Below are 25832 nucleotides of genomic sequence, written 5' to 3'. Positions count from 1 at the left end.
TTGTACGGATGAAGCCTCCCCGCGCTACCGGCGGGATGGTTCAGGGAAAGGCATAGCGGGAATGTAAAATCCGGCCCGCGATATGGCCTTACTCACTCCGGGCGAGCAGAAAATGTTCCGGCAGGATTTCCCGCCATTCCCCGCTCAGATCCGCCGTTTCATGCGTGTAGGGGATGATCTTTTTTGAGCGTTCGTAAACAGGATCCGGTACGGGAATGGCGGAGAGCAGCGCACGGGTATAGGGATGCAGGGGGGTCCCAAAAAGCTCTTTCGCCGGGGCGAGCTCCACCAGCCTGCCCTCGTACATGACGCCCACGCGGTCGCAGAGGTAGCGGACCATCGACAGGTCGTGCGCGATGAACAGGAACGTGAAGCCATGCTGCCGCTGCAAGTGCTGAAAGAGGGACACGATTTGCGCCTGTATGGAAACGTCGAGTGATGCAACGGGCTCGTCGGCGACGATCAGTTCGGGGTTGACGGCTATGCTGCGGGCGATGGCGACGCGCTGGCGTTGTCCGCCGGAGATCTCGGCCGGAAACTTGTTGCCGTAGCTGGTGTCCAACCCGACAAGCGTGAGCAGTTTGTCCACTTCGGCCCGCAACCGGACCTTATCGGGATAAACACGATTGATAACCAGGGGTTCCGCAATGATGTCGGCAACCTTCATGCGTGGATTCAGGGCCGCCGCGGAGTCCTGGAAGATAACCTGCATATTGCGCTGGATATCTTTCTTGTGCTCCCGGTAGGAGCGCTTTTCCGAGATCAGAAAGTCTTTGAAGTAAATCTCGCCTTCCGTCGGGGTATAAATGCCCATAATGGCGCGCGCCACCGTCGACTTGCCGCAGCCGGATTCCCCGACCAGCCCGAAGATTTCCCCCTTTCGCAAGTCGAAAGAGATCCCGTTGACGGCGTACACCGTCAGGGACTTGTTGATGGGGAAATGCTGCTTGTAGTTTCTGACGGATAAAAGAACCGGATTCTTCAATGGACCATACCGCGGCGTTTGATGGTGACGGGAGGCGTGACCGCGGGCGCCCTTTCATCCAGAAGCCATGTTGCGGCGCTGTGGGTTTCGGAAACGGGGAACATCGGAGGCATCCGCTCGTAATCGATTTTCATGGCATACTGATTGCGTTCGGCGAAGGCGTCACCCGGAGGCGGATCAAGGAGCGTCGGCGGCATACCTGGAATCCCCCTGAGCTCCCCGTTTTCCACGGCCTGAGAGGGAAGGGCGCCTAGCAGCCCCCATGTGTACGGGTGGCGCGGGTCGTAAAAGATTTCCTCGGCGGTCCCGATCTCGACGATTTTCCCGGCATACATCACGGCGACCCGGTCCGCGATGCGGGCGACCACGCCCAGATCGTGCGAAACCAGCACGATGCCGATGCCAGTCTTGCGTTGGATATCACGCAGCAGGTCGAGCATCTGCGCTTGTACGGTCACATCCAGCGCCGTAGTGGGTTCGTCGGCGAAGAGGATGTGCGGGTTCAGGGCCAGCGCGATGGCAAGCACGCACCGCTGGCGCATCCCTCCGGAAAAATAGTGCGGCTGCAAGAGCATCCGCTGGGCTGGATCGTCGATGCCTACGCGGTGGAGCATCTCCACGGCCAGTTTTTGCGCATCTTCCCGGCTCATTTTGCGGTGTTTCAGCACTGCTTCCGTGATCTGCTTCCCGATGGGGATCGTGGGGTTCAGCGTGGTCATGGGGTCCTGAAACAGCATGGAAAACAGGGAACCGCGCAGCTTGCGCATCTGTTTTTCGGTATACGGGGCAATGTCCTTGCCGTCGATGAGCATTTTGCCGCTGATCCGGGCATTGCCGGGAAGGAGTTTCATGACCGATTTGCACAAAACGGACTTGCCGCATCCGGATTCGCCCACGATGGCAAGCGTTTCGCCGCTCTTGAGGGACAGCGAAACGTCCCGGACGGCCTGAACGGTTCCGTCGGGCGTGTCGAAATGAACGGAAACGTTTTCCAGTTCCAATACGGTGTCCATGTCTTCCTCGGTGCTCCGAAAAGGCAGCCGGGGCCGCCCGGATGTCCCGGACGGCCCTGCTGCGTGCGGTTAACGGTTCAGCGTCCAGTCTTCGATGTTCCACATGACGCCCACGGCATGGTGGCCGAGAACGCGCGCGGTATCAAGCCCTTGCAGCCCGGCGATGCTGACGTAGTTGCCGTTCAGGTACGCGACCAGCAGGTGGCCGGGGCGTTCGGCATAGGCTTCCTCAAACTGGCCGTAGATGGCCTTGCGCTGGGCCGGATCTTCGGTGGCGCGGCCCTTTTTCAGCAGTTCGTCGACCTTGGGGTTGGAATAGGCCATGGTGTTGTCGCTGGCTCCGGTGACGAAATCCTTGTAGACGCCGTCCGGGTCGAATTCGGCGGCGAACCCGGCGAGGAACCCGTTGTACCCGGCCTTCCAGTCAAACTTGGTGACGAGGACGATCTGCATGTCGACCCCGGCTTTCTTCAATTCGTTGGCGATGACCTTGGCGATGTCCACGCGTTCTTCCTCATAGTCCCGGACCTGAATCGTGAACGAGAACTTCTGCCCGTTGCGCTCGTAGATGCCGTCCTTGCCCTTCTTCCAGCCGAGCTTTTCCATTTCGGCGGCGAATTTCTTGAGATCGTAGGGATAGATGTCCGCAGCCTTGTTGCCGCCGTAGGCGTTCATCTGGATGGGGCTGAACGCAGGGAAACCTTGGCCGTTCAGTACGCTTTTGGCGATGGCGTCCTTGTTCAGGGCGTAGTTCAGAACGCCGATGGAGTCGCCGTTTCGCTTCCAGAAGTCGGTATGGAAATCCATAGCAGCGGAACGGTAGTCGGCGGTGGCGAAGTCGATGTTCTTGTAGCCGTCCTTGCCCCGGAACGTGTCCGCATACTTGGCGTTCAGCCACGCCAGATCCGCTTCGCCGGACTGGAGCATGAGGGCCTTGGTGCTTTCGACGGCGACGGTCTTGTAGACGATCCGGTCGATGTTCGGCACCTTGCCGTAGTAGTCCTTGTTCTTTTCCAGAATGATCATGCCGCCGGCGGTGTCCCATTCCACGAACTTGTAACGTCCGGTGCCCACGGGGTGCTGGTTGGCGGGGGCTGTGTTGATGTCTTTGCCCGCGAACAGGTGCTTGGGCAGGATGCCGATGGTGAAGTTGTCCAGCATGGCGGCGTTGGGCTTGGACAAGGTGAAGACCACGGTCTGGGCGTCCGGCGCCGTGATCGACTTGATGTCCTCGTAGTTGCTGGTGATGGATGAGGCCAGCGTCTTGTCTTTGGTCAGCGCGTCGTAGGTGAACAGGATGTCTTCCACGGTCAGCGGCTTGCCGTCGTGCCATTTCACGCCGTCGCGCAGCTTGAAGGCATAGGTGTGCGTCCCTTTATCATAAGTGAAGCTCTCGGCGAGCTCGGGAACCGGCTGGCCCTTGGCGTCGTACTTCATCAGGCCGGAAAAAATGATTGTGGGCAGTTCCTGATGGTTGTTGAGCAGGGGATTGATGGTGTCCTCGTTTTCTCCGGCGTAGACAAGGGTGTTCGCCATTTCGTCGTCGGCGTTGGCGGGCATTGAGGCGAGACAGAGCGCAAGGCACATGAGGCCCCAGCGAACCATTTTCAAGACCGGAGCGGTCAATACGTTCCTCTTCACGAAGTTCTCCTTTTCGGATTGTCGTACGTTGCCTGTATTTATAAAGGCGACCTGTGGTTACAGGTTGCTTGGCCCTTGGTTGCTTCTTTTTCGGAAGTAATGGCCGATGCTGGTGATGCTCAGCAGCGTAACCACAAGGAAAACCCCGGGGATGAGGATGACCCACCACGAGTTGAGGAGGAGCGCCCGGTCGGCCAATGCCAACATGCTCCCCCATGAGAGCACATCCACAGGCAGGCCCAGTCCGAGGAAACTCAAGGTCGCTTCCATCGCCATGCTGGTGCTGATGCTGGAAATGACCACGAACATGATCGCCGACACGAAATTCGGGATGAGGTGCTTGCGCATGATGAAGGGAAACCGCGCGCCCATGCAGCGCGAGGCGAGGATGTACTCGCTGTTGCGGATCTGCCGGACTTCGCTCCGGACGATGCGGGACAGGGCGAACCAGCCGGTGACGCCGATGACGAGCGCGATGGTGAGCTCGTTCTGCTTGCCCATGAGGGAAAGGATCAGCAGCAGGGACAGAAGGACCGGGACACTTTGCAGGAGTTCCACCGCCCGCATCATGGCGCTGTCCACCACGCCGGAGGCGACCCCGGACAGGCAGCCGTAGGAAACCCCGATAAGGGTAATGACCGCGGCGCTCATCAGCCCGATAAAGATGGAAGCCCTGCCTCCGTACCAGATGATCGAGTAAATGTCCCGCCCCAGAGAGTCCGTGCCGAACCAGAATTCGGCATTGGGAGCCTCATTGACGTTCATGAGAAAGAGTTCGGCGGGATCATGGTTGATGATCAGGTTGGAAAAAAGGCAGCCGAGGGCGATCACGGAAAACACGGCGACGGAGAGGGTGGGCTTGCCTTTCAGCCGCGCCCAGAAGCCTTTTTTCCGTATGGCGGGCTGGTGCGCCCTGTACCCGGCCCCGACGATCGTGAAGGCATCGTTGGAAGAGGCGTCCATCAGCACACGACCCCGTCAGAAGGCTTCATGCGCGGATCGATGACTTCGTTGACGGCCTGCGCGACAAGGCTGCTCAGCATGACCATCGCCCCGGTGATCAGCACCATGAGCATCAGCAGGTTGTAGTCATGGTATTTGGCGCTGGATACGGCGAGCAGGCCGATGCCCGGATAATTGAATACGGATTCCGCTACATAGGTGCCGCTCAGGACGTGGGGGATGGATATGGCCATGATGCTGACGATGGTGGGGAGCACGTTCCGCAGGCAGTGGCTTAGCAGGACCCGTGTCCTTCCGAGCCCCTTGGCCCGCGCCAGCAGCACGTAATCACGGCGGATTTCATCCAGCAGCTTGTTACGGATCATATAGGCGTAATACCACAGGTGGCTCGCCACCATGACGATGAGCGGCAGGACGAGGTGGCGCAGGCGGTCGGCTACGTCGCCGGATTTCCCGATCCCGTAGGCTCCGCTGCTCGGCAGCAGTTTGAGGTTGACGCTGAAAACGAGCACCAGCACCACGCCCATCCAGAAGGCGGGCACATAAAAGGCCACCGTGCCGATGCGGCAGACGAACCGATCCATGAAGGTGTCCTCGAACCGGGCGCAGAAGAGGGCAAGCGCGATGGCGAGCAGAAAGACCAGCGCGTAGGCGATGCCGCCGAGCATGAGCGTATTGCCGATAAGCGGAGAAACGACATCAAGGACGGGGCGTTTGTATTTCAAGGAGATGCCGAAATCCCCCTGCATGACGTTCCCGATCCATTTGGCGTACTGCATCCAGATGGGGCCGTTCAGCCCCAGCCGTTCCCGTGCGGCGTCCAGTTCCGTGGTCGTCATGGACTGCATGGCGTCGCCGTAGAAGGATTGGAGAGGATCGCCGGGGGTCAGCCGGGATACATAGAAAACGATCAGCGACAACAGAAACATCATAGCGATGAACACCAGCGTTTTCCGTGCGAGAGAAGCCAACAGTTGTCTGCTGTTCATAGTCTGCCTTCCTTGGAGCGCGATCCTTCGGACTGTTCCGATACTGTTTCGTAACACGTTGTTTTCTTAGATGTAGATTATAGTGTTACGTGTATAAAAAATGTAATACGAGGTATACCGGCCACCGCCGACGGTGTCAATGAGAGGTCTTTTGCATCAAGCGGGCACTGGCCTCGGGCGGATTCCCTCCATAGCCATAAACGGATTACATCCTGATATAAAAAGAGAAAACAGAGTGAGAAAAACACTCCATTACCCTGTCTGGCGGTTCTTGGTGGGCGACTTGAGAGGGTTTTGTATAGGGCAAAGTGTTACTTTCGTCAAATTAATGCTATCATATTGTTTGAAAGTATCCCCCCGCGCATGTCGGCACACTCAATTACGGTAATTGTTACGGCATGGAACAGACAAGACGAAGCCCTCCCGAAGAAGGGAATCTTCGGGAGAGGCGTAGGCGTTTCGTCAATAGGGAATACCGCTTTCGTGAAAAGGAGCGGATAGCAGATGTTTCCCGCCGGGGTGCCGCCGCAAGCGTCAGGGGCAGATACGGCGGATTCCTTGTTGGTGTTCACCCGACATAGCGTGCCCACAGCGCCGAGAGCGGCATGATGATGAGCATGGACGGCAGCATGTTGATCACGGGAAAGATTTTGATGCCGCACATGCGCAGCCCCGTAGCGACGAAGATGACGCCGCCGCAGGCGGTAAAGTCGCTGAGCATTCCCGGCGTCATGTACGGGGCGAGGAAGGCGGCGGAAACATAGAGCAGGGAGAGGATGGCGAATTGGGGTATGGCGATGAGGCTGACCGACAGGCCGAAAAGCGTCCCGAACACGATGCCGCTGAACAGATCGAGAACGGCCTTGGTGAGGAGGATGTCCGTGGACCCGGTGATGCCTTCGTTTATCGCGCCGAAGATGCCCATGCTACCGAAGCAGAAGGCGGAAACAAGGGTGATGATGTTCACGATGTACGTCTCATTGCCGCAGTGCTTGCTTTTCGCGAGGCGGAACAGCGCCCTGATGCACTTGGCAAGAAAAGATTCGGCAAAGACGAGTTCGCCGATGACGGAACCCACGATGAGGGCCATGACCACGACGGGAAGTGCTGAAGCCTTGTTCACGAGGGTGGAGCCCATACACAGCGTGATCACGCCGAAGATGAGGGGAAGCGTTTCCTTGACGCGATTCGGGATAAGCCCGGAGAAGAGGGTCCCGGCGAGCCCGCCGATGAAAAGAGCGCTACTGTCTGTAATTGGTCCGATCATAATACTTAACCTATTAAAATAATGTAAAAAATTGTTTCATCCAATTGTACCATGAAACATGGTGCTGAAAAATTGTCAAGCTTCAAAAAAGAGGAACACGGTCTTTGCTGAGAAGGCGGATGAATCGGCATATGCTGGCACGATGGGGGGAAAGCCGCTTGCCATTTCTTTGGTGGCTTTGCTAACCTAACGGGCACAACTGGAGCCGCGTGGGATGGCATGGCATCCTTTTCCGCAAAAACGGGAAGAGGATATGTCCGCTTTCCGCCGTATTTTTGGTAGAGGGAAAACATTGACAGGCCACATAGGGTGAGCTATGGAAAAGTCGTCAGACGTCAGACGAGTTAGGGAACAACGGGAACCCCTGTATGTGGAAGTAAAAGAGGCCATTCTCGAATTGGCCCGTACGCAGTGCGGCCCGGATCGCAGGCTTCCTTCCGAGGAAGAGTTGTGCCGCCTGTTGGGCGTAAGCCGGGCTACGGTGCGGGAAGCGTTGAGCATCCTTTGCCGCGAAGGGTTCGTCTCCAAAAGGCACGGCATAGGGAACCTCGTCAACCGCAGCGTGCTTGATACGCCGATGCGTTTCGATTTGGAGCGCGGGCTCCGTCGGATGCTTGAAGACGCGGGATATCAGGCAACCACGATCCGGGAAATGCCCGTGAGCCCCGGGGGGAAGGACATCCTTTTGGATGATCCGACGCTGCCGGTCAGGCTGACGATCCCCCGGCCGTGGAAGATCCAGCGGACGGCGCATCTTGTGGAAGGCGCGCAGGCCATTGTGACCTGCAACGTGTTCACGTCGAACGGCTCATGGAATGGAAAGGGGTTCGCGCAGGAACTGGCCTATACGGATGTGATCAACCTGCTGTCGGGCGGCACGTTGTCGCACACGGTGATGGCGTTCCTCCCGTGGTGCGCGGGGAAGGGGATCGCTTTCGCTTTCGGGCTTGCTCCGGGTACGCCGATCATTCTGTGGCATGAGCTGAACTACGGCATACAGGATACCTTGTTGTGCGAGAGCGTGGTGGCTTTCAATCCGGATTTTGTGACCCTGCGCGCGCTCCACAGATGGTAATGTCCCCTGACATGGCAAAGGCCTTTTTCTGAATCCTTTGGAACGGATCACGACAAGGAAGTGCTATGTTTTCCAGAAAGATCCAATCACTTTGCATTGCCCTGTTCTGCCTCTGCGCCGCCGTGCCCCAGATGGCCTTCGCGGAGTATCCGGAACACCCCGTAACCGTGTATCATCCCTTCGAGCCCACGCCGTATGACGCGTTGAGCAAGGTCTACAATGCGGAAATGTCGAAGATTTTGGGTGTGCCCTTTGTCTTTGAATATGGTATGATGGGCAAGGCGGCGAAAGCGACGCTCACCGGCAAGCCCGACGGCTACACCGTGTATTTCGCGGCGATGGGCCCGATGGTCCTGAAGCCCAGCATGGTCGGCCCGTCCGCCTCGCCCAAGGATTTCCGGGCCGTGGGGCGTGCGACACTGCTGCCGATCCTGTTCGTGGCGAACAAGAATGCGCCCTTTAAGACCTTTGAAGAGTTCAGGGACTACGCGAAGGCCCATCCCGGCAAGGCCCGGATCGGGATCACCAACGCCCCCAGTTCCCTCCAGATCGGCATGACGCACCTTATCAAGGATCTTGCCAAGCTGGATGTGGAGCTTGTGGAGCAGCCGGACGGCCCCGTGCGCGGGACCATCGACTGCCTGATAGGCGATACCGACGCGCTGATCAGCCATCCGCCGGATATCATGCGCTACATCAAGCGCGGGGATTTCGTTCCGCTGGCGACGTTCGCGCCGGAACGCCTCGCCATGCTGCCCGATGTGCCGACCCTGCGTGAGCTCGGCTATGATTTCTCCCAGACGAGCTGGCGTGTCCTCGTGGTGAACAAGGATACTCCGGACGCCATTGTGGAAAAGCTCGCCAAGGCTTCCGAGCAGGCGCTCAACAGCCCGGCCATGAAGAAGTCCGCCGAGGAGAATTACGAAATTCTCGCTTGGCTGCCCCCGAGCGAGGCCGATGCGTTCCTCCAGTCCGAGTTTGATTTTTACCGGGATCTGTCCATGTCCATGGGGTTGCACTATACCCAGCGGCCCGAGAAGTAACCGCTTGCGCAGCATCCTCAAGAGCCTCTTCGTTTACGGCGGAGAGGCTTTTTTGTGGGCAACGTCTTTTTCACGTATGGGGACTGCATCTAGGGCCTTTCGGCTTTGTGCGGCGATTGACAACCGCCAACGGGGTACATAAGAAGCAAGACCATATGCTGGCTGGTGTCTGCGCTTGCCTCGCCGTTTCCGAACGTGCTGCGTCTATTCTGCCGAGGCGGCTTTGCCGCTCACCGCAACACACAGGAGGCCCCATGACGGGATGTGGAACGGAACGCTACGCCGACTGGTTTTTTGATTTGGATGGGACGCTGGTGGACAGCGCCCCCGATATCCTGCGGCTGCTCGGCGGCGTGCTGCGGGAGGAAGGGCTCGCCGTGCCCAAACTGGACAAGGGGCGCATCGGGCCGCTTCTGGAAGACATCATCCGCGGGATCTGCCCGGATCTGGCCCCTGCTGATCTGGAGCGCATCGTCCGCATCTACCGGGCGCGCTACCGCGCCTGCCCCTTTGACGAAAGCCCGGCGTTCCCCGGCATACCGTTGCTGTTCGAGCGGCTGTCGGGGCGGGGCTGCCGGTTGTTTGTGGCTACCAACAAGCCGGAGGACGTAACCCGCCGTCTGCTCGACGCCCGGGGTCTTCTGCCGTATCTGACCGGGTTCGCGTGCAGCGATTCAGTGCCGGGGCGACGGCTCTCCAAGGCCGGGATGTTGGCCCTGCTCATGGAGCGCCACGGCGTGGAGCCGGGGACGGCGATTATGGTCGGGGACTCGGCGCTTGACATGCGGGGAGGGCAGGAGGCGGGGATGGCCACGGCTGCGGCCTTGTACGGGTATGGGCGGCGCGGGGCGCTGCTCGAAACCGGGCCGGATTTCGTCATTGAGGATGAGGCGTGGACGCGCGTGGTCCGGCTGTCCGGCGGAGCCGCCGGTTTGCATGAAGGAAGGATTGCATGAAGCAGGAAAATCGGCATCAGGCCATTCTCTATGCCGTGATGCGGCAAGGGTACGTTTCCATCGAATCGCTGGCTGAGGAGCTCGGGGTGTCGTCGCAGACCATCCGGCGGGACATTTCCGAGCTGGACAGGACGGGGATGCTGGAACGCAGGCCGGGCGGGGCGAGCTGCCGCACGACCATTCTGAACAGCACCTACGATGCCCGGCAGGTCGAGGATTTTAAGGACAAGGAACGCATCGCCCGGACCATTGCGGAGTATATCCCCGACAACAGTTCCATTTTCCTGACCCTCGGGACGACCGTGGAGGTCATCGCGTACGCGCTGCTTGAGCGCTCCGGGCTCATGGTCATCACCAACAATGTGGTGGCGGCACTTACCCTGAACAAGAAGACCGACTTCGAGGTGGTTCTCGCTTCGGGCTATATGCGCAAGAGCAGCAACGGCCTTGTGGGGGAAAGCACAATCGAATTCGTCAACGGTTTTCAGTGCGATTACGTGATCACGAGCACCGGGGGCATCAGCGAGGCGGACGGTCATCTGCTTGATTACCATACGGCGGACGTGAGCGTGGCGCAATGCATGATGCGCAATGCAAACAAGGTGTTGCTGGCGGCAAGCCGTTCGAAGATCGGGCGGCAGGCCGTGGTCAGGGTGGCCCCGCTCAAGACCGTGGACGTATTGTTCACCAACAGCCCTGTCCCTTCCCGGTTGGAGGAGGTCGCGCAAGCCGCGGGCGTGGAATTGATCGCTTGTTGATGGAATAAATTTTACAACTATATGGCGATCAATATTTTTGGAAAGGATTCTATATTTTTTTAATATATTGAAATTAAATGAATATAAAATACAGCATCCGTTCATGCCGAATGGGTGCTGTATTTTTTTGTACATTTTTTGAAAATGTGTTGACACAAAACGACGTTTCGGAGATGGAATGAAACAGAATAGACGCAGTATTGGTTCTCGGACTGGTGACGGCAATCCCGTTAGTCCGCCGGATTGTTCCTTTCGGAACATGACGGCGCCACCCTCAAACCGGAGAGTTTCATATGCGCAAAGGTCTTTTCACCCTTCTGTCCCTTGTCTGCGCCGGCCTGATCTGGGCCGCGCCGGCCCCCGCGAACGCGGCGGACAAGATCGTCATCCGTTTCGCGCACAGCAACACGCCTTCGGACATGGACCCCTATCATGCGCTCGTCACGAAGATGAGCGACAAGCTGGTCAAGAAGCTCGGCGCTGACCGTATCGAGATCCAGGAATTCCCCGCCGGGCAGATCGGCAGTGAGGAGCGCAGCTTCCAGGACGTGCAGCAGGGCATCCTCCAGATGACCGTGCTCGCGGTGAACAACGCCTCGATCTTCTCCCCCTCCCTCGGCGCGTTCGACCTTCCCTACATCTTCAAGAGCGTCAAGGAATTCGACGACTGCGTCGATCAGAACTGGGATCTCATCAACAAGCGCATGGAAGCCGAAAGCGGCACCGTCGCCATCGCGTGGCATTCGCAGGGCTTCCGCTTCATCACCAACAGCAAGCAGCCCATCAGCACGCTGGCCGAACTCGCCCCGGTCAAGATCCGTACCCCCAACAACCCGATCATGATCGGCGTGTACCGTGCCTGGGGCACGGACCCGGTTCCCATGGCTATGGACGAAACCTTCAACGCCCTCCAGCAGAAGGTCGTGGACGGTCAGGACAACCCGCTGGTGTCCATCGCCACCAACCGCTTCTATGAAGTGCAGAAGTACATCACCGAACCCCACTACAAGCTGTGGACGGGCCCCGTGGTCGTGAATGTGGATTGGCTGCGTTCCCTGCCCGCCGACGTGCAGCAGGCCATCATCGAGGCGGGGCGCGAAACCACCGTCGAAATGCGCGCCCTGCTCGACAAGCAGGAAAGCGCCTCCCGCGAGTTCCTGAAGGAAAAGGGCATGGTCTTCTGCGGCGTGCCCACGGATGAGGACGAGTGGATGAAGCGGGCCGTCAGCATCTGGCCCCAGTTCTACCCCCAGATCAAGAACCTTGAAATCGTTGAGGCGTTCATGAAGACGCTGGGACGCCAGCTCCCCAGATAAGCCAGGTTTGACGGGGCGGCCTTCGGGCCGCTCCTCCCCTCAGGAGTTCCGCTATGAAGAATCTGCTTGCATGGCTCGACGTTCACTTTGAAGACGCGCTCTGCGGCGTCCTGCTCGTCGGCATCATGATCATGCTCATGGCGCAGGTGGTCGTCCGGTTCGCGTTCGGGCACGGGCTCACGTTTTCGGAAGAACTGTGCCGTTTCTCCTTCCTCTATCTCGTGTATTTCGCGGCGAGCCTCGTAGCCTGCAAGGGCGCGCACATCCGGGTGACCGCGCACACCCAGAAGCTCCCCGCGCCCGTGCGCGTCGGCCTGCTCATGCTGGCGGATCTGCTTTGGCTCGGGTTCAACGCCACCGTGATCTATCAGGGCGCGCTGCTCATCGACAGCATGTCCACCCGCCCTATGGTGTCGGGCAGTATGCTGCTTGATCTGCGTTACGTCTATTTCGCCGTCCCCGCCGCCTTCACGCTCCAGAGCTTCCGCATCCTCCAGCGGTGGTACCGGCATTTCCGGGGCGGCGTTTCCGTCCTCGGCCAGCAGGAGGAGGTGTAGCATGTCCGCCGATGCCGTTCTTTGGATTGTTATGGCCTTCTGCCTCATTGTGGGCTGCCCCATTTTCGTGTCGCTCGGCGTGGCTTCCACCCTTGCCCTGATCCTCACCAATATCCCCATGCGCATCGTCGCGCTCGACATGCTCAAGGTGATGGACATGTTCCCGCTGCTCGCCGTGGTGGGCTTCATCTTCGCGGGCGCGCTCATGGAAAAGGGCGGCATGGCCCGCCAGATCGTCGACGTGGCCTCGCTGTTCGTGGGCCGGATACGCGGCGGCCTCGGCATCACCACCATTCTGGGCTGCCTGTTCTTCGCCGCCATGATCGGCTCGGGCCCGGGCACAGTCGCCGCCATGGGCAGCATCATGATCCCCACGATGGTCCGGCGCGGCTATTCGCCGGAATACGCGGCGGGCGTGTGCGCCACGGGCGGCACCCTCGGCATCCTGATCCCGCCGAGCAACCCGATGATCATCTATGGCATCATCGCCAACACCTCCATCGCGGCGCTGTTCACCGCCGGGTTCGTGCCGGGCTTCCTGCTCGGGTTCATGATGATGCTCATGGCCTATTTCCTCGCCCGCCGCGCCGGGTTCACCGGAACCGTGGACGAGGACAAGGATGCCCGTTTCTGGCCCATGTTCCGCAAGAATTTCTTCTCCCTGATGGCCCCGGTCATCATCCTCGGCAGCATCTACGCCGGGATCTGCACGCCGGTGGAAGCCTCGGTGGTGGCGGTGTTCTACGCCCTGTTCGTCGGGACGTGCATCACCCGCGAGCTGAAGATCGCCCAGCTCTGGGACGCGATCAAGCTGACCAACGTCTCGGCAGGCAGCATCATCATCGTGCTCGGCGTGTCCACACTGTTCGGGCGCATCCTGACCATGCAGCGCATCCCGCACCAGCTCGCCAACGCCATGATCACCCTGACGGACAATCCGTACGTCATTCTGGTGCTCATCGGGCTTCTGCTGCTGTTCCTCGGGATGTTCATGGAAACCCTCGCCACCATCGTCATCCTCGCGCCTATTTTCCTGCCTCTGATCACCAAGGTCGGCATCGATCCCGTGTTCTTCGGCATCTTCTGGGTCATCACCAACGAGGTGGCGCTGCTTTCGCCGCCACTGGGGGTGAACCTGTTCATTGCCCAAAACCTGTCGGGCATCAGCTTCGAGCGGGTGGCCAAGGGCGCTTTCCCCTACATGATGCTGATCATCTGTTTCATCATAATGCTGATCCTGTGGCAGGATCTGCCCTTGTGGCTTCCGCGCCTGACGGGGCAATACTAGTTTGATAGGGAGTTTCGGATATGTCTGAAAAGGACTTTGACCTGATTTGTATCGGCCGGTCGTGCGTGGATCTCTACAGCGGCGAATTCGGCGTCCCGCTGGAGCGGGCCATGACCTTCACCAAATCCGTGGGCGGAAGCCCCATGAACATCGCCATCGGCACGTCCCGGCTCGGCCTGCGGGTGGGCGCGATCACCGGCGTGGGGCAGGAGGACAACGGCCGTTACCTCAAGTGGCAGCTCTCCTGCGAAGGCGTGGACGTCAGCGCCGTGAAGACCGATCCCAAGCGGCTCACCGCGATGGTGCTCCTGAGCATCCGGGGCGACAACGACTTCCCGCTCATCCAGTACCGGGAAAACTGCGCCGACATGGGCCTGACCGCCGAGGATATCGAGCCTGACTATCTGGCCCGGGCCGGGGCCGTGCTGGTGACGGGCACGCACCTCTCCCGCGAGGGAGTGCGCTCCGCGACCATGAAGGTGCTTGAAACCGCAAAACGCCTTGGCCTCAAGTGTATCCTCGACATCGACTTCCGCCCCAACCTCTGGGGATTGCAGGGGCACGACGCCGGGTCCAGCCGCTGGGCCGAGGCGTCCGAGCAGGTGACCGCCGAATACAAGAAAGTCCTTCCGTACTTCGACCTCATCGTGGGGACGGAGGAGGAATTCTTCATCGCGGGCGGCAAGACCGAAGCGATGGAAGCCCTGCGCGAAGTCCGCAGGCTCTCGAAGGCGCTCCTCGTCTTTAAGCTCGGGGATAAGGGCTGCGCCGCGCTGCCCGGCGATATTCCGGACAGCTTCGTGGATGAGGTGGTCTATCCGGGCTTCCCGGTGAAGGTGTTCAACTCCATCGGCGCGGGCGACGGGTTCATGTCCGGCTTCCTGCGCGGCTGGCTGCGCAATGAGGATTTGGCCTCCTGCTGCCGCTACGCCAACGCCGCCGGGGCGTTCGCCGTGTCCCGCCTCGGCTGCTCCTCCGCCTATCCGAGCTGGACCGAGCTGCAATATTTCATCAATCACGGCAGCAAGCACAAGTGGCTGCGTGAAGACGCCATGCTGGAACAGATCCACTGGGCCACCAACCGCCGCAACAAGTGGAAGAACCTCGCCGTGTTCGCTTTTGATCACCGTGAGCCCTTCTCCGCGCTGGCCGCTGAAACGGGCCGTGACGCCAAGGTTATTACCGCCTTCAAGGAATTGGCTTTCCGAGCCGTGGCGGAAGCCTCCTCGGAGCTTGAAGGCCAGAATGATGTGGGCATTCTCGTGGACGACACGTACGGCCAGTCCGTCCTGTTCGAGAGCAACCGCTATCCGTTCTGGGTGGGCCGTTCCATTGAAAAGACCGGCGTCAATCCGCTCATGTTTGAGGGCAAGGCCGACGTGGGTTCGACGCTTCAGGCGTGGCCTGAGAACCATGTGGTGAAATGCCTGTTCCGCCCCGGTGCGAAGGATACGCCCGAGGTCGTGGAAGAGAACGAGCGCCAGCTGTGCCGCCTCTTCTCGGGGGCGCGGAGCACCGGGCATGATCTCCTGTTGGAAATCATCGTCGACCAGCCGCAGACGCGGGAAGAGCAGGACGCCTGCCTGCTACGCTGGATGCGCCGCTGCTACGAGCTTGGCGTGTACCCCGACTATTGGAAGATACTGCCCGTGGCCGATGCGGGTACATGGCAAGCCATCGAAGCACTGATTGATGAATACGATCCGTACTGCCGGGGCATTCTGTTCCTCGGGCTCAACGTGGCGGAAGCCGAGCTGGTGAAGCGGTTCGCCGCGCTGCCCGAATCGCCGCGCGCGCTTGGGTTCGCCATCGGGCGGAGCATCTTCCTCGAACCGGCCCGCAAGTGGTTTGCCGGGCAGATGTCCGATGAGGACGCCGTGGCGACCATGCGGGATTGCTTCCTGCGGCTGGCCCGCGCGTGGAACGGGCGCAGGCACGGGTAGTTTTTCGGGGGTTGCTCGCCCCCGTACCCCTCGGCAGAGGCGCTGCCTCTGCACTCCGCAAGGGGCAAGCGCCCCCTTGACCCGGTGTGAAGTTTCCTGCTGCAAGGCTGCGGGAAGCGCTGGGAGGGAATTGCCTCTTTATACGCAATACAAACAAAACAAAATTTCCTCCACCCCAACCCCGGGCGTTCCGCATTCCCCCTGCGGGACGCCCGAACCAAGGCACTTTGAAAGGAACGGCGCCATGAAAACATGCGTATTGTATGGTCCTAAAGACCTCCGCATTGAGGAGCGCCCCGTCTCCGAGCCGCAGCCGGGTTTCGTCCGTCTGCGCATGGGCGGCGTGGGCATTTGTGGGAGCGATCTTCATTATTACCATATCGGGCGCGTCGGAAACGCCGTGGTCCGTGAGCCCATGATCCTCGGGCACGAGCTGAGCGGCGTGGTCGATGCAATCGGCCCCGGCGTATCCGGCCTTGTGCCGGGCCAGAAGGTCATCATCAACCCTACCGATGAATGCGGAACGTGCGGCTATTGCCGGTCCGGGCACCAGAACCTCTGCCCGGATCTGCGTTATTACGGATCGGCGGCCCGGACTCCGCATGTACAGGGGATCATGGTCGAATACCCGATGGTGCAGGCCCGGCAGTGCGTGGCGGTCAGCGACGCCATGCCGCTTGATCAGGCCGCCTGCGTGGAACCCCTCGCCATCGCCCTGCACGCTGTGGCCCGCGCCGGGAATCTGCTCGGCAAGCGGGTGTTCGTCAGCGGGGCGGGGCCGGTGGGCTGCCTCATCGCCGCCGTTGCCCGTCTGAGCGGTGCGGCGTCCGTGGCTGTCAGCGATATGGAGGAGTTCCCGCTGTCCGTGGCGGTGAAGCTCGGTGCGGACGCTGTGTTCAAGGCCACCGATCCCACGCTGGCCGATCTCGCCAATGGCTGTGAGGCCTGCTTTGAGGCGTCCGGTTCCGTGGGTGGCATGAACACTTGCCTGAGGAGCGCCGCGCCCGGCGGGACGGTCGTGCATGTCGGGTTCCTCGGTGAAGAGAAGGTTGCCTATCCGATCAATACGATGGTCATTCGCAAGGAAGTCACGGTCTGCGGCTCGCTGCGCGCCTATCAGGAATTCCCGCTTGCCGCCCGCCTCGTGGAATCGGGGCGGCTTGATCTGTCGCCCCTGATTACCGCTTCCTATCCGCTGGAAAAGGCGGAAGAGGCCATTCTTGCCGCCAGCGACAAGACCCGATCCATGAAAGTCGTCCTGACCGGACCGGCACTGTGAGGTTGTTATGAATATCAGTATTTCCGTCGCCGCCACGCCGTGCGCCATGCCGCAGATCATGTTCGCGGGCGATCTGGAGGCGCGCTGTGCGCTCCTCGCCGGGCTCGGCTATGACGGCATCGATATGTTTTTCCCCGATCCGCAGTGCACGGATGCCCGCGCCGCCAAAGCAGCGCTGGATCGCAACGGACTGCGGGCTACCATGCTTGCCGCGCAGGGCGATCTCATGGCCGACGGCTTGTATTTGAATGATGCCGGAAGGCTGCCCGAACTGCTCGAGCGCTCGAAGTACCATCTGGAACAGTGCGCCGTGCTTGGGGCCATGCCGAACATCGGTTTCATCCGGGGCTGGCACCGCAACGATCAGAACAGCCTGCCCCGCATGGCGGACGGCCTCGCCGCGTATTGTCAACTGGCGGCGTCCTTCGGTGTGGACGTGCTCTTGGAACCGATCTGCCGTTACGAAATCGACTCCATCCATACAACGGATCAGGCCATCGACCTGTGCGAGCGTGCCGGAAAACCCGCCAATCTCGGGCTCCTTCTTGATCTCTTCCATATGAATATTGAGGAAGCGTCCGTGTGCGGAGCCATCTGCCGCGCCGGATCGCTCGTGCGGCACGTTCATTTCGTGGACAACACCCGCGCCGTGCCCGGCATGGGCTGCATGGCGCTGCCGGATGTCGTGGCCTGCCTCAAGGCCGTGGGCTACGAAGGGTTCCTCGGCATCGAAGCCATCCCCGGCTCTGATCCGGAAGGAGAGGCCCGCAGCGGTCTGGCCTTCACCCGCGCGCTGGGCGTGTGAGGCAATATCCGTTAGCAAACAGGCGGCATTTTTCTTTTGCTGGAATGTTTCGGTGCGGCATATCCCGAGGAATTCCTTCAACCATTACTGTAAGGATGCAATCATGTTTTCTCTGAACGGCAAGACGGCTCTCATTACTGGTTCCGGGCGCGGCATCGGCCTCGCCATCGCGGAGGCGATGGCCCATCAGGGCGCGAACATCTTCCTGTCCGACATCAACAGCTCGGTTGTGGAGCGGGCAGCCGGGGAACTGGCGGAGCAATATCCCAACGTGGCCGTGCGCGGCCTGACCTTCGACGTGACCGACAAGGCGCAGATCGAAAGCGCCATGCAGACCATCAGGGATGCCGGGAACGGCCTGCAAATCCTCGTCAACAATGCGGGTATCAACCTGCGGGAACCCGTGGCGGACATGGACGACGCCCTGTGGCAGAAGATGCTCGACACGAACCTGACCAGCGTGTTCCGGGTATCGCGGGCGGCGTTCCCCATGCTCAAGGAAAAGGGCGGCAAGGTGATCAACCTGTGCTCGCTGATGTCCGAAATCGCGCGTCCCACGGTATCGCCCTACGCGAGCACCAAGGGTGCGGTGCGTCAGTTCACGCGGGCGCTGGCAACGGAATGGGCGGAACACAACATTCAGGTCAACGGTATTGCGCCGGGCTTTATCGCCACGGACATGAACATCCCGCTCATGGAAGACAAGGAGCTCAACGACTACATCATGCGCCATACCCCGGCGAAACGCTGGGGCAAGCCGTCCGAAGTGGCTTCGGTGGCGGCCTTCCTCGCCTCGCCCGCAGCGGATTTCGTGAACGGGCAGGTGATCTTTATCGACGGCGGGTTCATCATTTCTTTGTAATGGTTGGGGTTCCGGCGGCAAGAACCTTTGCCAAGAAGATTCTTGCCGCTCCCGATTGGAAGTACGGCGGAAGTCTGTGTATGGAAGGAACGCCCAATAGTGTAAGGAGGTTCCATGCGAATCAACGGCACCGTCTGGAACGCGCGGGACATTGCGGCGCGCATTGATCATACCGTGCTGGCACCCGATGCCACGCGCAAGGATATGGAAAACGCCTGTGTCCTCGCACGGGCGTATGGTTTTAAGGCCGTGTTCACGAACCCGTACTGGACGCCGTTGGTAGCCGAACTGCTGGACGGCAGCGGCATTGCGGCGGGGATTTCGGCGGCGTTTCCGCTCGGTTCGTTGTCTACCGACGCTAAGGTCGCGGAAGTCATGGATGCCGTGGCCCGCGTCGACGGCAAACCCTGCGCCGTGGACATGGTGACCAACATCGCCTTGTTGAAGGAAGGGGATTTCGACGACTACACTCGGGATATCGCCGCAGTGGTCAAGGCGGTGGAAGGGCGGGGCATCATCGTCAAGGCGATCCTCGAGACGTCGCTCCTCAACGCGGAGGAAATCCGCACGGCTTGCCGCTGTGCCGCCGAAGCGGGTGTGGACTTTGTGAAGACCTCGACCGGCAGGGCGGGTGCCCCGGCGCTCTCACATATCCGGATCATGCGTGAGGCGCTCCCCGCCCACGTTGGCATCAAGTTCTCCGGCTTCGGAACGCTCAATGCTCCGGAACTCGCGCTGTGGGCCTTGTTCCTTGGCGCGGATGTGCTCGGTTCCCCTTGCGGGGATGTCGTTGTTGATGTGTTGTCCTCCGGCTATGCCGAGGTCGGGATGCTTGCCGGATCTTGATGTGTCCTCAGCGGAGTTTGGCGGCAACGCTTTACTTCATGCGTAAGCTGAAATGGCAAGGGAGGTTCGCCTCCCTTTTTTCGTGCGGGATGCGGTGCCTTTTGATCGCTTTTCTACAAAGGTGGGCTCATTGCATCTTTCAGAAAAGGATCTATAATAAAGGAAGAAGGGGAATAGGATGAAAAGGTTGAGTGCAGGCCTTGACCTGTACTTTAGGAAAGGAGGTCTAATCCAATGTATAAAGTTGCGGAATATGATGAGGCGGAGGCGGAGGCGGAGGCCCCCAAAACCTGAGCAACAATAAACAGGAGACGATTCCGATGGGCAAAACAGTGATGGTTCTGGTTATCCCGGAACCTAAGGTGCGGAAGGCGACGGCAAAGCCGGTTCGAAAGGATAAGGACAAAACAGCCTATAGCCGCAAGGCGAAGCACAAGACCCCCGAATGGGGGTCTTTTTTTACCCCAAAGGTAAAAATATAGACCAATTATTTCAGGTTATTGCTTGATGTTTTCGGGAGTGCTCTCGGACTGCCACATATTTTTTGCCACATATTGCGGTTCGGGGATTGCCTCCACAGCGGCTCTTTTCTGTGAGCTGAGGACGTGTTGATAGTGCTTCAGGATCATCGTCAGATTGGCGTGTCCCACGAGTTTCCCGACAGTCCCGATATCGACGCCTGCGGCAATGGCCTCTGTAACAAAAGCATGGCGCAGGTCATAAGGGCGAATCCGTCTTTGTATACCCGCACGGAGGAGGGTTCTATGCCAGGCTCCGTGAATGCATTTTACGGGTTTCCCTCCATAATGTATGACAGATGCAACCCTCTTTGCTCTATCGACCTCTTGCCATGCCTTCAATTCCTCCACGAGGGATTGCCTGATTGGAATATCCCTGACAGGCTCTGCCTTGTTCTTTTGGGCGGCACGGAGATGTATTACCTTGTTTTCCAAGTCCACATCGGACCACATCAAGCCAAACAGCTCTGACGGCCCTACACGCATCCCCATTTGCGAGCCAAGGATGACAACCCTCCGGACATGCTCCGGTGCATGGACAAACACCAGAGCAAGCTCTTGCTGTGTGGGAGGGATGAAGTGCTCGTATTCGATATGGGGAAGCTTGGGAATCCTTGGAAGCTCACGCAGCAATTCGTTTTGATACGCCCAACGGATGACTGAAAAGACCTGTCCGATACATCTTTTTAGGGTCGACGCCCTGATCCCGAAAGAAAGGAAATGGCTCATCAGCTGCTTTAATTTCGTATTATCAATATCGGAAAGAGGCGTATCTTTCAGAAAAGCGAGCGAGCGCTTCATGTTCTTCAAATGTCTTTTCAGTGATCTTTCGGAGAACCGCTTGTCTTTCAGGAACAGGTAGTACGCGGATTCAAAGGTATGCTCCACCTGCGGCGCTTCCGCTTCCTCCCGCCGGAAGAAATCCCGTTCATACTTGAGCTGAAACTTCTTGAGAGCATCCTGTTTTTTTGCTTCTTCCTCCGTTTCGACGTAAAGTGACTCACGCTTGAGCGTAAAGGGGTTGTTCCAGTACACTTCCCACGGCTTTTTACGGCCTACCCTTTGTCTGATGGCCATACTGAATAGCTCCTGAGCAAAGGGGGCCGTGCCAGCCACTACTGGACGGCCCCCATATTGAATTCTGCGAAAAGTTCCTCTGCGGATTTTCCGATGACGCACCCTGCTGTTTTGAGTGATCGTCGGCGCTTGGGAACTCCTGCCTTTGCCTGAGCCTCAGCATGTAATGTGTCGATCACCGTCATAACGGCGCGCCGTGACCAGCGCAAGGTTTTGCGTTCCTTGCCCCACGGAAGGCTCACAGGCTGGACGCCACGGGACAGTAGGATTGCCCGCGCTCTCTCTTCTCCAATGTTCATGACGGAAGCGGCCTGTTTGGTCGTCAGGAGTTCCGGTTCCATGCTGTTCTCCTATACGGTCTTGCGGGTGGCCTTCCCTCTTTGGGCTATGGCTTCCAATCTACCGATGATGAAACGGATTAACACGCTGTTTTCGTTGCACTCTTTGCGGAGTTTCTTGATCTCCACGCACAATCTGAAAACGACGGCGGACGGCCCCATCCCATCAAAGGCGCGGGAGTCTCCGAGCATGTCGCCGATGGCGGCGGTTCGGATGTAGTCGAGTTCTTCGGGGGTGATTCTGGCCATTTCATTTTTCCCTGCGCGTTGTTGTCCGGCCGCGCCCCCGGATAGCGGTTCTATTTCTTCCCCCGCCGATGGCGGCAGAACGGGCATACCCTGAGCTTGCTGACGGTGCCGCAGACGGGGCAAGCCTTGGGAGACAGTCCGTCGCTGAGGTGGGCCATTTTGCAAGCACCGTTTATCTGGGCGAAGTTCTTTTGCTTGCGTGATTTCGGGGCTTCATCCGACATGGCGTTCCGCTTCCTTGTTGATGGCTTCAAGCGCGGTGCAAACGAGATGTGCCAGACCTGAGAAGGCATCGTCCTGAAGGTTCAGTTCGGGGAAGAACTCCACATCGATGCTGAGGGTATTTTCCTTTGGTGTTTCGGAAATGGTGATGGTTGCGCGGCGGGGTTCGCTCATCACTGCACCTCCAGACATTCTGCGGGTTCCTGTTCAAGGGCTTTGGCAGCATCGGCAGCCTTGGCGACTTCGGCACTTTCCGGCTTATGGTCATAGTCGAGCAGGGAAGGCTGCTTTTCTTCCGGAGTCATGGGGCGGCGCTGCACTTCGGCGTAAGGCGGTTCGGCCTCGACCCAGACCATTTCGAAGGTGTTCCAGTCCTTCAGGCAGTCGCAGAAGATTTCCCGTTCTTCCTTGCCTTCGCGGTAGAGCTTGGCGGCATCCTTGGCGATCTTCTCCTGCTGCTCAATGAGACGCTTGTATAGCTTGCGCTGCCCGTCGAGTTCGGCCTCGTACTTTTCGATCTGATCCAGAGCGTCGGCCATTTCCTGACCGTATTCGATTTTTTCTTGTTCGGTGAGCGGCTGGGCGATCAGGATGTGTTCTTCCCGATGCCATGTGACCTTGTCGCCGAAGGTGCGCCTGCGGCGTTCCCAACGGTCGGAAAGGCCGAGGCTCAGGTCTTCGGACAGGTCGGGGTTGCGGGTGCACTCGAGACACGGGGCTGGCGTCGCCGGAAGCGTGGTTGCGCAGAGGGCACAATCAAAACCGTGGGGTGTCCGCTCGCCGCATACCGGGCAGAGAAGCGTCAGCTTGCCTTTATCCATCTTGGCCTCCCATTCGAGAGGAAGATTTCCACAGGTGGAGCAGTCACGCACGGGGGGCGATTCGAGAGGAGTACCATCACCTTCGGACAGTCCCTTTTCTTCCGCCAGCCATTCGGGAATGGTGATCTCGACGTTGGTATCCCCGCGCTCCGCATTGAAGTCCGGTATCTGCGAGAGGGGAAGCCAGAGTTCGCTTTCCCCGCACCGGATCAATACGGCGCTGTCGGTGGTCTGTAAGATTTCGGCATAGATGGTCACGGTACGCGATTCCTGAGAATCGGCGGGCTGTGCGGCTTTTTTCTTTCTGGGCATGGTGGTGTTCCTTTGCGGGTATGAAGCCCCCGGCAGGGCTTTTATGGTGACGCACTGGAAGGAAGGTGCGGGGCGGTTTGGGGGCTTACTCGGCCCACGCCGGGCATCCGGCGCGCTGTTCGCAGTCGGAGCACGTCCAGTCGCTGACCTGCGTTTCGGTTTTCGGACAGGTGATCATGTTGGCGGCGGGGGCGGGTTGCGCTTCCGGCTGCGCGGGTACTTCCGGGGCGTCCTGTTGCGCTCCGTTCCGCATGGCTTCGGCGGCAAGTTGCTTGGCCTTTTCACACTGCGCAGTGGTCCAGTTGCGGGTATAGGCGTTCACCAGTTTTTCGACGTCCTCAAGAGGGTTGCCCGTGGCCAGCCATGCGTCCGCGGCTTCTTTGCGTCGGGCTTCCATTTCGGCGTTGGTGGGGCGGCTACGCTTGGACGGGGTATCCCTGTCCTGCGCTTCTTCCTTCATTTCCTGTACGGATACGCGATATGTCCCGTCTTCGGCGGGTTCGAGATCATACGTGTCCTGCACTTCTTCGGCGGTCTTCAAGCCCATGGCGATTTCCGGGGCATAGGCCCGGACGAACCACGACGCAGCCCGATAACGGAGCATCAGTTCCGGCATGGACTGCCACTTGCTCCCGTTCTTGCCGTACCAGCCTTCCTTTTTGGCCAGCCCGATAGTGATGAGCGGGCCGGTCAGCTTTTCCCCTGTGGCGAGTTCGGTAGCCACGGCGCGGCATCCCCATTCATCCTTGCCTTCTCCGCCCTGAAATTCGTAGCGGATGGACGTAAACCGCCCGCATTGATTGAGGGTGGCGATCAGGAATTGTGCGGACCATGCGGGGCGTCCGTGGACTACGTAGATGTTTTGCATGACCATAAGCGGATTGGCTCTCATACGAATGGCCATATCCATAGCTATGGTGCAATTCCCGACAGCTTCGTCTTCAGTTCCACATCCCTTTGCTTGACCTTTTTCGTTTACGTATGGTTTTCTGAATTGATCGGGGGTAATCGGGGACTTCGCAAACATTTTTGCCATCCGCTGCAAGGCTTCAAAGCCTGCAACCGTGTCGAAACCAACAGCAATGGCAGGAGAGGTTTCAGGTTGGCGAAGGGTGGCTAGGGTAGTTGTCTGGCTCATGGGTTATCGTCTCCATTTGCAGATGTTGAAGATAGGGCAGTATTTTTCCCCGCATCCGTTGGAACGGGGGTTGCCGTAAAAGTTGCCGCTATGGATGAGGGTCGAGGCCATTTCAAGAAGACCGGGAAATTCCTCGTCGCCGATGAGGAGATCCCGCCCGCCGGAGATTGTCCCTGTGGCCACGCGCTGGCCTCTTTCCGTTTTGGCGACTTGCAGCCCGATGATCTGGGCCGGGGCTTCGATGCAAATGTCCGTGCTGTGCTCTGCCAGCAGTTCGTAGACGGCGAGTTGGGCGGCATGTCCCTGTGTCTTGCAGGTTCCGTCCGCGCCGACGGCGGATTTCCCGGTTTTGATGTCGGCAATCCCATAGCCGTCCTCCGTCCGCCTCACGCGGTCCACGGTTCCCGTCAGAGCGATGCCGAGATCCGCGATGTCCAGCCGTTCGCAGGTGGCCTCGACCGCCGCATAGGTTTGTCGGGGCGCGATGGTGGAGCAGTACAGGCGGTGCAGGGAGAGGGCGATACGCTCGGCTTCCGTGGGCTGGAGGTCGTCCCAAAGGACTTCTTCATCCGGCTTGTGGATGGCGTCTACAGCCGCGCCCGCCGCTTCGTCCGGGGTGATGCCCGCTCCGTTCATGCGCGAAGTGTCAAACAGCGCCGTGCTGGTGTGGACGGCAGTTCCAAGCCGTGCGGAACCGCTGGAAGGCGTCCGCAGTCCGCGGATGCTTTGAGCTTCCCATCGGGCCGGGCATTCGAACAGTCCGGCGAGGCTGGAAGCGCGAATCAGAATCGGTTCCTTGATATTCATTGTTCCGCCTCTACGCTCAGGGGTGCCATGTTGTTGAAGAGTTCTTGGTCTTCCCATTCGAAATAGCCCACGAGCAGGAAGCAGAGGACGATCAGGGCGACGCGCCACGCGACGGGGTATTGCTCTATCCACTTCATGCCGCGTCCCTCTTGCGTTCGGCTTCGGCAACCGCGTCGAGTCTGGCGGATACGGCATCGATGGCGACGTCGAGAAGTCCGCGGACTGTGGCGGGGTCGAACGTGACGATGTAGTCGCGGACGTCCTCGTAGGTGCAGTGGGCGAGTTCGTTGCCGTCGATGTCGTTCACGAATCCGAGGCCCTGCGGTTCAAAGATTGGAGTGATGTGGCAGGTTGCGGTGCGGAGATGCACCAGCCGGGAAAGCTCAGAGCCCAGTTCTTGAGCGGTCATCTTGTTCAAATCCTTCATGGTTCCTCTCTCCTGCGTTGAATTTTGGCTTGGGGTCCCAAACCCGATCAAAAACCCCCGATTTCTCGGGGTTCCTTCGGGGCTAGGCTGGAGATTGGCATTGTCAGAGTTCAAACCTATTTTGAAGACGCGACTTCACAAAAGTCACGGCCCATTTCTTATGATGGTTCCCAGCGATACTAATATGTTGTTTCAGACTATCTATAAATGACAGGATACATTTTTTGTCTTCTTTCAATACGTTATTCTCAGCACGTAGGCGGGCTATAAGAGCTTGTGCCCGCGCTAAATCCTCTTCTTTTCTTGCAGCTCTATGTATTCTTCCTAAAGACATCTG

The 25832-nt window shown here is 59.1% G+C and carries 28 protein-coding genes; 12 read left to right on the top strand and 16 right to left on the bottom strand.

Annotated elements, in window-relative coordinates; translation table 11 throughout:
• Nucleotides 1-88: 88 nt before the first annotated feature.
• The 6 genes from HMPREF0178_RS14765 to HMPREF0178_RS14740 all read right to left on the bottom strand — a co-directional run bounded on the left by HMPREF0178_RS14765 (nt 89) and on the right by HMPREF0178_RS14740 (nt 6858).
• Entirely contained in the window at nt 89-985 is an 897-nt protein-coding gene (locus HMPREF0178_RS14765) for an ATP-binding cassette domain-containing protein (RefSeq protein WP_009368833.1), read from the bottom strand.
• Entirely contained in the window at nt 982-1998 is a 1017-nt protein-coding gene (locus HMPREF0178_RS14760) for an ABC transporter ATP-binding protein (RefSeq protein ID WP_009368832.1), read from the bottom strand. The genes HMPREF0178_RS14765 and HMPREF0178_RS14760 overlap by 4 nt, the downstream gene beginning before the upstream one ends.
• A gap of 69 nt (nt 1999-2067) precedes the next feature.
• Nucleotides 2068-3639 carry an ABC transporter substrate-binding protein gene (locus HMPREF0178_RS14755; RefSeq protein ID WP_009368831.1) on the bottom strand — a complete coding sequence of 524 codons (1572 nt, stop codon included), beginning with the start codon at nt 3637-3639 and terminating at the stop codon, nt 2068-2070.
• Between the two features lie 57 nt (nt 3640-3696).
• On the bottom strand, nt 3697-4602 hold the full coding sequence (locus HMPREF0178_RS14750; RefSeq protein WP_009368830.1) for an ABC transporter permease: 906 nt from the start codon (nt 4600-4602) through the stop codon (nt 3697-3699).
• A complete protein-coding gene (locus HMPREF0178_RS14745) occupies nt 4602-5591 on the bottom strand; it encodes an ABC transporter permease (protein ID WP_009368829.1) in 990 nt (329 codons plus the stop codon). The genes HMPREF0178_RS14750 and HMPREF0178_RS14745 overlap by 1 nt, the downstream gene beginning before the upstream one ends.
• A gap of 568 nt (nt 5592-6159) precedes the next feature.
• Nucleotides 6160-6858, bottom strand: a complete 699-nt coding sequence (locus tag HMPREF0178_RS14740; protein WP_009368828.1) for a DUF554 domain-containing protein — start codon at nt 6856-6858, stop codon at nt 6160-6162.
• A gap of 316 nt (nt 6859-7174) precedes the next feature.
• On the opposite strand from HMPREF0178_RS14740, the gene HMPREF0178_RS14735 reads away from it, so the two are divergent.
• The 12 genes from HMPREF0178_RS14735 (at nt 7175) to deoC (ending at nt 19586) form a co-directional block, all read left to right on the top strand.
• Complete coding sequence (locus HMPREF0178_RS14735; protein ID WP_009368827.1) at nt 7175-7933, top strand: GntR family transcriptional regulator; 759 nt, start codon at nt 7175-7177, stop codon at nt 7931-7933.
• A 65-nt stretch (nt 7934-7998) separates the two neighbouring features.
• Entirely contained in the window at nt 7999-8976 is a 978-nt protein-coding gene (locus HMPREF0178_RS14730) for a tripartite tricarboxylate transporter substrate binding protein (RefSeq protein ID WP_009368826.1), read from the top strand.
• Nucleotides 8977-9230: 254 nt separating this feature from the next.
• Nucleotides 9231-9932 carry an HAD family hydrolase gene (locus HMPREF0178_RS14725; protein WP_009368825.1) on the top strand — a complete coding sequence of 234 codons (702 nt, stop codon included), beginning with the start codon at nt 9231-9233 and terminating at the stop codon, nt 9930-9932.
• Nucleotides 9929-10690 carry a DeoR/GlpR family DNA-binding transcription regulator gene (locus HMPREF0178_RS14720; RefSeq protein WP_005024096.1) on the top strand — a complete coding sequence of 254 codons (762 nt, stop codon included), beginning with the start codon at nt 9929-9931 and terminating at the stop codon, nt 10688-10690. The genes HMPREF0178_RS14725 and HMPREF0178_RS14720 overlap by 4 nt, the downstream gene beginning before the upstream one ends.
• A gap of 293 nt (nt 10691-10983) precedes the next feature.
• Nucleotides 10984-12006, top strand: a complete 1023-nt coding sequence (locus tag HMPREF0178_RS14715) for a TRAP transporter substrate-binding protein (protein ID WP_009368824.1) — start codon at nt 10984-10986, stop codon at nt 12004-12006.
• A 53-nt stretch (nt 12007-12059) separates the two neighbouring features.
• Nucleotides 12060-12563 (top strand): TRAP transporter small permease, encoded by a 504-nt coding sequence (locus HMPREF0178_RS14710; protein WP_009368823.1) that lies wholly within the window; start codon nt 12060-12062, stop codon nt 12561-12563.
• Between the two features lies 1 nt (nt 12564).
• The gene (locus HMPREF0178_RS14705; RefSeq protein ID WP_009368822.1) at nt 12565-13851 is read left to right on the top strand and encodes a TRAP transporter large permease; all 1287 of its coding nucleotides are present in this window, start codon (nt 12565-12567) and stop codon (nt 13849-13851) included.
• A gap of 20 nt (nt 13852-13871) precedes the next feature.
• Nucleotides 13872-15794, top strand: coding sequence for a 5-dehydro-2-deoxygluconokinase (gene iolC / locus HMPREF0178_RS14700; RefSeq protein ID WP_009368821.1), 1923 nt, complete (start codon nt 13872-13874; stop codon nt 15792-15794).
• 244 nt (nt 15795-16038) lie between these two features.
• Nucleotides 16039-17073, top strand: coding sequence for an L-idonate 5-dehydrogenase (locus HMPREF0178_RS14695; RefSeq protein ID WP_009368820.1), 1035 nt, complete (start codon nt 16039-16041; stop codon nt 17071-17073).
• A 7-nt stretch (nt 17074-17080) separates the two neighbouring features.
• Nucleotides 17081-17878 (top strand): sugar phosphate isomerase/epimerase family protein, encoded by a 798-nt coding sequence (locus HMPREF0178_RS14690; protein ID WP_009368819.1) that lies wholly within the window; start codon nt 17081-17083, stop codon nt 17876-17878.
• Between the two features lie 103 nt (nt 17879-17981).
• Nucleotides 17982-18740 (top strand): SDR family oxidoreductase, encoded by a 759-nt coding sequence (locus tag HMPREF0178_RS14685; protein WP_009368818.1) that lies wholly within the window; start codon nt 17982-17984, stop codon nt 18738-18740.
• A 114-nt stretch (nt 18741-18854) separates the two neighbouring features.
• The gene (deoC, locus tag HMPREF0178_RS14680; RefSeq protein WP_009368817.1) at nt 18855-19586 is read left to right on the top strand and encodes a deoxyribose-phosphate aldolase; all 732 of its coding nucleotides are present in this window, start codon (nt 18855-18857) and stop codon (nt 19584-19586) included.
• Between the two features lie 497 nt (nt 19587-20083).
• Here the strand turns inward: deoC and HMPREF0178_RS20585 are convergent, their stop codons facing one another.
• From HMPREF0178_RS20585 to HMPREF0178_RS22635, 10 genes are all read right to left on the bottom strand, one after another.
• Nucleotides 20084-21181, bottom strand: a complete 1098-nt coding sequence (locus HMPREF0178_RS20585; protein WP_009368815.1) for a site-specific integrase — start codon at nt 21179-21181, stop codon at nt 20084-20086.
• A gap of 38 nt (nt 21182-21219) precedes the next feature.
• Nucleotides 21220-21522 carry a hypothetical protein gene (locus HMPREF0178_RS14670; protein ID WP_005024116.1) on the bottom strand — a complete coding sequence of 101 codons (303 nt, stop codon included), beginning with the start codon at nt 21520-21522 and terminating at the stop codon, nt 21220-21222.
• Nucleotides 21523-21531: 9 nt separating this feature from the next.
• Complete coding sequence (locus HMPREF0178_RS14665) at nt 21532-21768, bottom strand: hypothetical protein (protein ID WP_009368814.1); 237 nt, start codon at nt 21766-21768, stop codon at nt 21532-21534.
• Between the two features lie 213 nt (nt 21769-21981).
• Nucleotides 21982-22164: a hypothetical protein gene (locus tag HMPREF0178_RS14660; protein ID WP_009368812.1), complete on the bottom strand. Its 183-nt coding sequence runs from the start codon at nt 22162-22164 to the stop codon at nt 21982-21984.
• The gene (locus HMPREF0178_RS14655) at nt 22164-23123 is read right to left on the bottom strand and encodes a hypothetical protein (RefSeq protein WP_009368811.1); all 960 of its coding nucleotides are present in this window, start codon (nt 23121-23123) and stop codon (nt 22164-22166) included. Before HMPREF0178_RS14655 ends, HMPREF0178_RS14660 begins: the two co-directional genes overlap by 1 nt.
• 85 nt (nt 23124-23208) lie before the next feature.
• Entirely contained in the window at nt 23209-24027 is an 819-nt protein-coding gene (locus HMPREF0178_RS14650; protein ID WP_232281287.1) for a hypothetical protein, read from the bottom strand.
• Nucleotides 24028-24264: 237 nt separating this feature from the next.
• A complete protein-coding gene (locus HMPREF0178_RS14645; RefSeq protein WP_009368809.1) occupies nt 24265-25068 on the bottom strand; it encodes a PD-(D/E)XK nuclease family protein in 804 nt (267 codons plus the stop codon).
• The gene (locus HMPREF0178_RS22080) at nt 25065-25205 is read right to left on the bottom strand and encodes a hypothetical protein (RefSeq protein ID WP_009368808.1); all 141 of its coding nucleotides are present in this window, start codon (nt 25203-25205) and stop codon (nt 25065-25067) included. Before HMPREF0178_RS22080 ends, HMPREF0178_RS14645 begins: the two co-directional genes overlap by 4 nt.
• The gene (locus tag HMPREF0178_RS14640) at nt 25202-25495 is read right to left on the bottom strand and encodes a hypothetical protein (RefSeq protein WP_009368807.1); all 294 of its coding nucleotides are present in this window, start codon (nt 25493-25495) and stop codon (nt 25202-25204) included. Before HMPREF0178_RS14640 ends, HMPREF0178_RS22080 begins: the two co-directional genes overlap by 4 nt.
• A 103-nt stretch (nt 25496-25598) precedes the next feature.
• A partial coding sequence (locus HMPREF0178_RS22635; protein WP_232281286.1) for a hypothetical protein occupies nt 25599-25832 on the bottom strand: 234 nt, incomplete at its 5' end.

This window comes from Bilophila sp. 4_1_30 (genome assembly GCF_000224655.1).
GTDB lineage: Bacteria > Desulfobacterota > Desulfovibrionia > Desulfovibrionales > Desulfovibrionaceae > Bilophila > Bilophila wadsworthia.
Note: the sequence above shows the minus strand (reverse complement) of the source record. Positions and strands in the feature narration are given on the sequence as shown.

Coding starts and splice junctions, on each gene's coding strand:
- HMPREF0178_RS14670 (WP_005024116.1), bottom strand. CDS start 21,522: ATGGAACCGGAACTCCTGACGACCAAACAGGCCGCTTCCGTCATGAAC.
- HMPREF0178_RS14660 (WP_009368812.1), bottom strand. CDS start 22,164: ATGAGCGAACCCCGCCGCGCAACCATCACCATTTCCGAAACACCAAAG.
- HMPREF0178_RS14760 (WP_009368832.1), bottom strand. CDS start 1,998: ATGGACACCGTATTGGAACTGGAAAACGTTTCCGTTCATTTCGACACG.
- HMPREF0178_RS14730 (WP_009368826.1), top strand. CDS start 7,999: ATGTTTTCCAGAAAGATCCAATCACTTTGCATTGCCCTGTTCTGCCTC.
- HMPREF0178_RS14740 (WP_009368828.1), bottom strand. CDS start 6,858: ATGATCGGACCAATTACAGACAGTAGCGCTCTTTTCATCGGCGGGCTC.
- HMPREF0178_RS14745 (WP_009368829.1), bottom strand. CDS start 5,591: ATGAACAGCAGACAACTGTTGGCTTCTCTCGCACGGAAAACGCTGGTG.
- HMPREF0178_RS14685 (WP_009368818.1), top strand. CDS start 17,982: ATGTTTTCTCTGAACGGCAAGACGGCTCTCATTACTGGTTCCGGGCGC.
- HMPREF0178_RS14715 (WP_009368824.1), top strand. CDS start 10,984: ATGCGCAAAGGTCTTTTCACCCTTCTGTCCCTTGTCTGCGCCGGCCTG.
- HMPREF0178_RS14665 (WP_009368814.1), bottom strand. CDS start 21,768: ATGGCCAGAATCACCCCCGAAGAACTCGACTACATCCGAACCGCCGCC.
- HMPREF0178_RS14655 (WP_009368811.1), bottom strand. CDS start 23,123: ATGCCCAGAAAGAAAAAAGCCGCACAGCCCGCCGATTCTCAGGAATCG.
- HMPREF0178_RS14710 (WP_009368823.1), top strand. CDS start 12,060: ATGAAGAATCTGCTTGCATGGCTCGACGTTCACTTTGAAGACGCGCTC.
- HMPREF0178_RS20585 (WP_009368815.1), bottom strand. CDS start 21,181: ATGGCCATCAGACAAAGGGTAGGCCGTAAAAAGCCGTGGGAAGTGTAC.
- HMPREF0178_RS14690 (WP_009368819.1), top strand. CDS start 17,081: ATGAATATCAGTATTTCCGTCGCCGCCACGCCGTGCGCCATGCCGCAG.
- HMPREF0178_RS14735 (WP_009368827.1), top strand. CDS start 7,175: ATGGAAAAGTCGTCAGACGTCAGACGAGTTAGGGAACAACGGGAACCC.
- HMPREF0178_RS14650 (WP_232281287.1), bottom strand. CDS start 24,027: ATGGCCATTCGTATGAGAGCCAATCCGCTTATGGTCATGCAAAACATC.
- HMPREF0178_RS14725 (WP_009368825.1), top strand. CDS start 9,231: ATGACGGGATGTGGAACGGAACGCTACGCCGACTGGTTTTTTGATTTG.
- HMPREF0178_RS14750 (WP_009368830.1), bottom strand. CDS start 4,602: ATGGACGCCTCTTCCAACGATGCCTTCACGATCGTCGGGGCCGGGTAC.
- HMPREF0178_RS14645 (WP_009368809.1), bottom strand. CDS start 25,068: ATGAATATCAAGGAACCGATTCTGATTCGCGCTTCCAGCCTCGCCGGA.
- iolC (WP_009368821.1), top strand. CDS start 13,872: ATGTCTGAAAAGGACTTTGACCTGATTTGTATCGGCCGGTCGTGCGTG.
- deoC (WP_009368817.1), top strand. CDS start 18,855: ATGCGAATCAACGGCACCGTCTGGAACGCGCGGGACATTGCGGCGCGC.
- HMPREF0178_RS14640 (WP_009368807.1), bottom strand. CDS start 25,495: ATGAAGGATTTGAACAAGATGACCGCTCAAGAACTGGGCTCTGAGCTT.
- HMPREF0178_RS14720 (WP_005024096.1), top strand. CDS start 9,929: ATGAAGCAGGAAAATCGGCATCAGGCCATTCTCTATGCCGTGATGCGG.
- HMPREF0178_RS14705 (WP_009368822.1), top strand. CDS start 12,565: ATGTCCGCCGATGCCGTTCTTTGGATTGTTATGGCCTTCTGCCTCATT.
- HMPREF0178_RS22080 (WP_009368808.1), bottom strand. CDS start 25,205: ATGAAGTGGATAGAGCAATACCCCGTCGCGTGGCGCGTCGCCCTGATC.
- HMPREF0178_RS14695 (WP_009368820.1), top strand. CDS start 16,039: ATGAAAACATGCGTATTGTATGGTCCTAAAGACCTCCGCATTGAGGAG.